The organism is Streptomyces sp. NPDC058401, from assembly GCF_042722885.1.
Lineage (GTDB): Bacteria > Actinomycetota > Actinomycetes > Streptomycetales > Streptomycetaceae > Streptomyces.
Map to the genome: position 1 here is coordinate 1 of NZ_JBHXKA010000223.1, position 7,528 is coordinate 7,528.

Annotated in this window: 6 protein-coding genes and 1 pseudogene; 1 reads left to right on the plus strand and 6 read right to left on the minus strand. The window is 72.1% G+C overall.

Annotated elements, in window-relative coordinates; all coding sequences use genetic code 11:
* On the minus strand, positions 1-1,956 hold a 1,956-nt coding region (recQ, locus tag ACFWNV_RS38490; RefSeq protein ID WP_383956626.1), incomplete at its 3' end, for a DNA helicase RecQ.
* Positions 1,957-2,130: 174 nt separating this feature from the next.
* On the opposite strand from recQ, the gene ACFWNV_RS38495 reads away from it, so the two are divergent.
* Positions 2,131-2,901 (plus strand): maleate cis-trans isomerase, encoded by a 771-nt coding sequence (locus ACFWNV_RS38495; RefSeq protein ID WP_383956629.1) that lies wholly within the window; start codon positions 2,131-2,133, stop codon positions 2,899-2,901.
* A 4-nt stretch (positions 2,902-2,905) separates the two neighbouring features.
* On the opposite strand, the gene ACFWNV_RS38500 is transcribed toward ACFWNV_RS38495, so the two are convergent.
* From ACFWNV_RS38500 to ACFWNV_RS38520, 5 genes and pseudogenes are all read right to left on the minus strand, one after another.
* Positions 2,906-3,763 (minus strand): CPBP family intramembrane glutamic endopeptidase, encoded by an 858-nt coding sequence (locus tag ACFWNV_RS38500; RefSeq protein ID WP_383956631.1) that lies wholly within the window; start codon positions 3,761-3,763, stop codon positions 2,906-2,908.
* A gap of 185 nt (positions 3,764-3,948) precedes the next feature.
* A pseudogene (locus tag ACFWNV_RS38505) lies at positions 3,949-4,059 on the minus strand (O-acetyl-ADP-ribose deacetylase); the annotation flags it as partial.
* Between the two features lie 29 nt (positions 4,060-4,088).
* Complete coding sequence (locus ACFWNV_RS38510; RefSeq protein ID WP_383956634.1) at positions 4,089-5,726, minus strand: hypothetical protein; 1,638 nt, start codon at positions 5,724-5,726, stop codon at positions 4,089-4,091.
* Positions 5,727-6,123: 397 nt separating this feature from the next.
* Positions 6,124-6,432 carry a GntR family transcriptional regulator gene (locus ACFWNV_RS38515; protein WP_383956637.1) on the minus strand — a complete coding sequence of 103 codons (309 nt, stop codon included), beginning with the start codon at positions 6,430-6,432 and terminating at the stop codon, positions 6,124-6,126.
* A 415-nt stretch (positions 6,433-6,847) separates the two neighbouring features.
* Positions 6,848-7,048, minus strand: coding sequence for a cold-shock protein (locus ACFWNV_RS38520; protein ID WP_383956640.1), 201 nt, complete (start codon positions 7,046-7,048; stop codon positions 6,848-6,850).
* Between the last annotated feature and the right edge of the window lie 480 nt (positions 7,049-7,528).

Here is a 7,528-nt window from a genome sequence, read left to right on the forward strand (position 1 = left end):
GGCCGCCGGGGCGGGCGCGGCCGGGGCGGGCGCCGGGGCGGCCGTCACCGGGGCGGCTCCGGGCGCCGTCGCCGGGTCCCCCGCGCCCGGCTCGGGCTGCGCACCGCCCAGGGTCTTCAGGATGCCCTCGGCGTACTTGGCGAGCTTCGCCTCGCCGACTCCGCTGATCGTGCCCAGCTCCGCGACCGTCCCCGGCAGCTGCGTCGCGATCTCCCGCAGCGTGGCGTCGTGGAAGACGACGTACGCCGGCACGCCCTGCTCCTTCGCGGTCTCGGCGCGCCACGCGCGGAGGGACTCGAAGACCGGCACGGCGGCCGCCGGCAGGTCGACCGGTACCCGGCCGCCCTTCCCGGAGCGCGATCCGCCGGACTCCCTGCGGGAGGAACCGGGCGCCGGCGCCGCCTCCTTGCGCATCGGGACGCTCCGGCGCCCGCCCAGCACCTCGCCGCTGGCCTCGGTCAGCACCAGCGTGCCGTAGTCGCCCTCCACCGCCAGCAGGCCGAGGGCCAGCAGCTGCCGGACGACCCCGCGCCATTCGTTGGTGCCCAGGTCCGCCCCGATGCCGAAGACCGAGAGCCCGTCGTGGTCGAACTGGATGACCTTGGCGGTCTTCTTGCCCTGGAGGATGTCGATGATCTGGCCGGCGCCGAACTTCTGCCGGCGCTCCTTGGCCAGCCGCCACACCGTGGACAGCAGTTTCTGCGCCGCGACCGTCCCGTCCCAGGACTCGGCCGGGGTCAGGCAGGTGTCGCAGTTCCCGCAGTCCGGCGCCCCGGTCTGCCCGAAGTACGCCAGCAGCCGCACGCGGCGGCAGCCGACCGTCTCGCACAGCGCGAGCATCGCCTCCAGGTGTCCGGCCAGCGCGCGGCGGTGCGCCTCGTCGCCCTCGGAGCCCTCGATCATCTTGCGCTGCTGCACCACGTCCTGGAGCCCGTACGTGAGCCAGGCCGTGGCCGGCTCCCCGTCGCGGCCGGCGCGGCCGGTCTCCTGGTAGTAGCCCTCGACCGATTTGGGCAGGTCCAGGTGGGCCACGAAGCGCACGTCGGGCTTGTCGATGCCCATGCCGAAGGCGATCGTGGCCACCACCACGACCCCGTCCTCCCGCAGGAACTTCGACTGGTTCGCCGCACGCGTCCGGGAGTCCATGCCCGCGTGGTAGGGCACCGCGTCGATGCCCTGCTCGACCAGGGCGGCCGCCGTCTTCTCCACCGATGCGCGGGAGAGGCAGTAGACGACCCCGGCGTCCCCGGGGTGCTCGGTGCGGATCAGCTCCAGCAGCTGCTTGACCGGGTTGTTCTTCGCCACGATCCGGTACTGGATGTTCGGCCGGTCGAAGCCGGCCACGAAGTGGCGGGCCTCCTCCAGGCCGAGGCGCGCCGCGATCTCGGCGTGCGTGGCCTCGGTGGCCGTCGCGGTCAGCGCGATGCGGGGCACCTTGGGCCAGCGCTCGTGCAGCATGGACAGCGCGAGGTAGTCGGGCCGGAAATCGTGGCCCCACTGGGCGACGCAGTGCGCCTCGTCGATGGCGAAGAGCGAGACCGTGCCCCGGTCGAGCAGCCGCTGCGTCCCTTCGGTGCGCAGCCGCTCGGGTGCCAGGTAGAGGAGGTCGAGCTCGCCGTCCAGGAAGGCCTGCTCGACCGCGCGCCGCTCGTCGGACAGCTGCGTCGAATTGAGGAACCCGGCCCGCACGCCGAGCGCGTTGAGGGCGTCCACCTGGTCCTGCATCAGGGCGATCAGCGGGGAGATCACCACTCCGGTGCCCGCTCTGACCAGCGCCGGGATCTGGTAGCAGAGCGATTTTCCGCCGCCGGTGGGCATCAGCACCAGCGCGTCGCCACCGCCGGCGACGTGCTCGATGATCTGCTGCTGCTCGCCGCGGAACGAGTCGTACCCGAAGACGCGGTGGAGCACCTGCTGGGCGTCGGGGATCTCGACGGCTGCTTCCGAAGGGGTCATCCCAGAAGCCTAGCGACCTCCTCGGACACATCCGCCCGGATCCCCTCGACCCTGTGGATATCCGGGAGGGAGCGACGGCCCCGTACGCGGCGGCGCGGCCGGGCGCCCCGGCGGTCCGACCGGTGTCACAGTAGGAGATCTCCCGTATCCACCGGCTTCCGAGAGGAACACGCGATGTGGCAGCCCGACGGGTGGGACGTGCGCGTCCGCCTCGGCGTCCTCACCCCGCACGCCGACGTCGGCCCCGAGTCGGAGCTGCGCGCCATGGCTCCGGCCGACGTGGGCCTGCACGCCGCGCGGGTGCCGTTCCGCGCCATGGGGCGCGGCGGTGCGATGGACCCCACCATCCCGCTCGCCCCGGTACGGGCCTTCGCCGAGCCCCCGTACGTGGACGATGCCGCCGAGCTGCTGGCGGCCGCGCCGGTGTCGGTGATCGCCTACGCCTTCACCAGCTCCGCCTACGTCATCGGCCCGCGCGGTGAGGGGTACATGCTGGAGCGGCTGCGCGAGCGCACCCACGGGCTTCCCGTGGTCGCCACCTGCGCCGCCACCGCCGAGGCGCTGCGGGCCCTGGGGGCTGGCCGGCCCGCCCTCGTGGACCCGCCGTGGTTCGACGAGACGCTGAGCGACCTGGGCCGGGGCTACTACGAGGACGCCGGGTTCGAGGTCCCGTACGCCGCCCCCTGCGGCCTGCCCAGCGGGCAGACCCTCATCGGGCCGCGGGCCCTGCACGACTGGGTGGCCGCGCACGTCCCCGACACGGCGGACGCGGTCGTCATCGGCGGCAACGGCTTCCGCGCCGTCGGGGCGATCGCGGCCCTGGAGGCCACCCTGGGCCGCCCGGTGCTGACCGCGAACCAGACCCTGCTCTGGGCCGCCCTGCGCGCGGCGGGCACCCCGACCACCCCGGTCGAGGACTACGGCCGGCTGTTCTCGGTCTCCTAGCCCGTCAGGCGGGGGCGGCGGGGGCCGGTACGGCCGGTACCGGCTCGATCGTGCGGCGCTTGAGGAGCAGGACCACGATGAGGACGGCCTGGAGGACGACCATCAGGGCCATGCCCAGGGAGCCCTGGGGCTCCTCGCCCACGAGGTTGGAGATCAGGCCGGTGTCCCAGAGGCCGTGGACGAGCATCGGCAGCAGGATGACGCCGCCGACGCGCAGGCACAGGTAGAAGAAGTAGCCCGAGGTGGACACGATGAGGGCCTGCACGAGGGCCTGGGCTCCCTGGCCGATGGCATTGCTGACGTGGGCGAGGCCGAAGACGAGGGAGGAGTAGAGGGCGACCTTGCCCTCGGAGAGCCCGGCCCGGCGGAAGGCCTGGACGCCGATGCCCCGGAACATGAGCTCCTCGCCGACGCCGACGAACAGCCCGAGCAGCAGCAGGCAGGCCACGAGGGAGACGCTCTGGTCGGCGAGGTGCCCGAAGTTCAGGCCGGCCAGGGAGACGACGAGCATCGAGAGCGGCACCCAGCGCACCCAGCGCCGCACGGGCGCACGGTAGTACAGGACTTCGCGCCACCAGCCGAGCCAGGTGACGAGGGCCGCACCGAACACGATCGACGCCCCGATGGGGATCAGGGCGTTGCGCACCAGGGACTCGGTGGTGGGGAACTCGCTCGCGGAGTCGCCGTTGTCCACGCCGACCAGGAGTCCCAGTCCCTGGATGATGCCCAGGTACACGAGCACCACGACCAGGAACCAGGGCCACGGCAGCCTTCGCCCCGGCCGGTCGACCCGTACCGCGTCCGCCCGTATCGCGTCCGCCCGTATCCCGTCCGCCCCTGTCGCGTCCGTCCCGTCCCCCACTGCTTCTCCTTCTCCTCGGCGGCAGGCGTGCCGCGCCCTGCCGGACGCGGTCCCGTCGTCGCCTGCCCGGCTTCAGGAGAAGAATCCCATACGGAATAGAACAAATGGCGCGTGCCTCCCCCAATCCGGGCTTACCGGCGCACATCCACGCCCCGGCCGGGTGCCCGCGGGTGCTACTCCACGGCTGCCGCGAAGGCCGCGTACTCCGCTCCCAGCTCGTCGGCGACCCGCAGCGACTCCCGGTAGCAGGACGCCGGCAGCTCCGAGCGGTCCTCGTCGCGCGACCAGACCGGGCCGCCCTACGTCAGCGCCCGTTCGAACCCGATCAGCTCGTCTTTTCACCCGCCCCCTCTGCCGGATCCGTCCGAAGCCAGGCCGGGCAGGCCTTGCCCGGCTGACCGGGACACCGCACCGCGGCCGTGTTCGCCGGGCTCTCAAGGGAGTTCTCGCCGGGCCGGGTTTCGAGGATGATCTCGATGCCACGGATGGTGAAGTGACGGCGCGGGTGGAGGCCTGCGGCCCACAGTGCCTGTTCCTGGGCGGCGGCAATCCGCTCGGCGGTCGTCCGGGCCGCGGCCGAGAGGTGGGTGCACATCACGTGCCACACCCGGGGTGCCCGTTCCAGGCGGTGGGCCAGGGTGGCCGGGTCGGCAGGCGGGTTGTCCAGTGCCGCGGCCGCGGCGGCGGTGCCGGAGCGGCCGAGGTCGGTGCGCCGGGCGAACGCCTCCTGGTACGCGGTGGAGATCAGGCCGCAGCGGGCGCCGCTGAACAGGACGGTGTCACCGGGGGCATCATGGGCGCGCAGGATCCTGACGACGGCCAGGGTGTCCCAGGAACGGCTCTGCTCCAGCCGTATCGCGCGGTGGCAGAAGGCCAGGGGCGCGGACACGGCCAGGACGAGCGCGACACGGGCCCACCAGGGCAGTACGAGGATTCCGGCGGCGAGCAGCAGGGCCAGCGCGGGCAGGCAGAAGACCAGGTAGCGGTAGGCGAACACCGGTTGCACCAGGGTGGCCAGGGCGAGGAGCGCCGGGGGCACGGTCAGCCACGGGACGCCCACGGCCCGGATCAGCTCCGGGGTCTTGCGCCGCCGGACGGCGAGGGCTCCCAGGGCGGTCAGCGTCGAGCCGATGAGCAGCACCTTGAACGAGGTCAGCAGGGTGTCCTGGCCGGGGTACAGGAGCCAGGAGAAGAAGGCCGCCGGGGTGCCGAAGGTGACCGGCGCGGACGCCCCCACGGCGGAGCGCTGGGTGAGGGCCAGGAAGAGGAGGGGCGCCATGGCCGTGATGCCCGCCGCCTGGGCGATGGCCAGGCGGCGGATCGTGCGGCGGCCGGGACGGGTCCAGGTCACGGTGATCGCGTGAGCGACGAGCAGCAGCAGCCCCATGATGTTGAACCAGCCCAACACCGCGACCAGTACCGCGTATGCGATCGGCCACCGTCGCCGGCCGTCGCCGGCCAGGACCTTGGCCAGGGCTCCGGTGGCCAGGACGGCGGCCGCCATGACGAAGGCGAACGAGCGCCCTTCCTGCGCGTACCTGGACGCCGTGGGCGCCACCGCGAGGACCAGTCCCGCGCAGACACCGTGGCGGGGCCCGCCGAGCGACCGGCCCAGCCACACCGTCCCGGCCACGGCGACGGCGACGGCCGTCGCGGACGGGACCCGCATCGTGAACTCGGTCACCGAGGTGACCTGCCCGACCAGGTGCATCAGTACGTAGTGCAGACCGTGCACGGCGTCGACCTGGCCGAGCAGCGCGAACAGCTCCGGCCAGGACCGCCGCGCCACGTCCATGGTGACGATCTCGTCCGTCCACGGGGACGGGCCCGTGTTGCCCCACAGCCCGAGCACGAACGCGAGGATCGGCGTCGCCCACCCGGCCACGCGCGCTGCCGCGACGGATCGGGGAGAGGTCTGCCCACCGCGGAGGGCGGGCAGGGCCAGCGACGGCAGCGCCGTCACGACGCACCTCTTGACGCGGGCGGAACGCGGTACATCAGCGTCACAGGACGTCCTCCATGCGGTTGACACAGCCCCATGCGCCGGCAAACCGGGGGGTGACGCGTCTGTGCCGCTCCGTCCGTCCCGACCCGGCGGGGCCACCCAGCATGCTGCAGCCCCCGCCCTGTCGGCCTCGGCCGAACGGCCAGTGTCGGGCGAGGACGACGACACCGCCGTGGACGTCGAGGAGCCCGTCGCTGCGGGGCCCGCGCACAGGGTCGGGAAGCCAGCAGCCTCGGCCCGACCGACCGACCGACCGCTTCGAGCCGATCGAGGCGTGAACCGCCCCACCACAAAGGGGCGTTTTCGTGTCAGCTCCCTCTTCGCGGGGGGGGCTGGCCTCGCAGAGGTCGGGCGGCTACGGGGTGGTGCTGTACGTGGTGGCAGCCTGGGCAGGTAGCGGGCGAGTTCGCCGACTTCCAGCACGAGTACGGGCGCGAAGTACGTGAGCGCTTCGCCGTAGGGGTCGCCGGTCGCGGTCAGGACCCGGTGGCAGGGCCGCGCGGACGGTCTGGCGGTTGACGGCAAATTCGACGGCCAGGGCCCGCTCGGCCGGAAGGCGGGTTCCGTACCAGCACGAGAGCACCTTCGCACTGACCACGACCGCCAGAGCCTCGACGATCGCCCTGCGCAGACATGCCTTTCGGGCGAGATCAACGAGCGTCATTCAGCGTCAAGATATCGCCGGTAACGCCCCCACCGCACATCGATAAACCCGCAGGTCAGGCACCCTTCGCCACCGGCTTCAGGATCGCCACGCACTCCACGCGGTGGGTCGTCAGAAACAGATCCAGCGAAAACACGCGGAAGGTAACCGCAGTTCAGAGCCTTGCGGGCTGGACTTCGCGACGTGAGTGAAGTGCGTTATGGGCGCTGCGTGCGTAAACGCGACGCTGGATCGCCGCTCGGGGCCGACCTGCAACGCGGCCGAGTAAGACCCTCTTCAATCGCTGCCAGTGCAGGACAGGTAGTCACAATAATGGAGCGCACTGCGACTTACTCAGCAGTAAACCCCTGTCCGCGGGGCTGCCCAGGCAGGGGCCGCCGGGGCGTGTGTCCGGCGACCCCTGCCTGGAGCGTCCTCAGACGAGGGTCACGTTCTCGGCCTGGGGGCCCTTGGGGCCTGCCGTGACCTCGAACTGCACCTTCTGGTTCTCCTCCAGCGAGCGGTAGCCACCCGACTGGATCGCAGAGAAGTGGACGAACACATCCGGACCCTCGTCCTGGGAGATGAACCCGAACCCCTTTTCAGCGTTGAACCACTTCACCGTGCCTGTAGCCATGCCGTTCCCCTTCAAAAGTGACGACGCCACCAAGGCGGGAGACCGCCCCTGATCAGCGCACATGACGCAAGGTACGGGCCCAGCCACTGCAACGACATGCGGAACTCAGCCAACGGACACCCGCCGCGGCCAGAAAATGACGCTCTCCCAGACCGCTGAGCCGAGCACCGACCCACACGAGCGGCCGCCTGACCCTGGGGAACTCGGGCCGGCAAGCGGACCTCGGCCCTTGCCAGCTGCCGGGTCGCCCGCCCGGGCTCCAACGCCCTGACGGCCCGTGAAGCTGTCCCTGCCGGCCCGCAGCCGGCCTGACAGGGACAGCCCCCGGGGTTGCAGGCAGATATCGGACACTGTGCAGTCACGCGAAAGTTCGAAGTGGGCTGGCCGCGGGGCCGAAGGGCCGGCGCGGGGTGGAGGCTGAGGGGGCCTATCCGAGGCCTGGCCATGGCGACGGCCTGTGCGACCCGTCGGGGTTCGCAC

Coding starts and splice junctions, on each gene's coding strand:
- ACFWNV_RS38515 (WP_383956637.1), bottom strand. CDS start 6,432: ATGACGCTCGTTGATCTCGCCCGAAAGGCATGTCTGCGCAGGGCGATC.
- ACFWNV_RS38520 (WP_383956640.1), bottom strand. CDS start 7,048: ATGGCTACAGGCACGGTGAAGTGGTTCAACGCTGAAAAGGGGTTCGGG.
- ACFWNV_RS38495 (WP_383956629.1), top strand. CDS start 2,131: ATGTGGCAGCCCGACGGGTGGGACGTGCGCGTCCGCCTCGGCGTCCTC.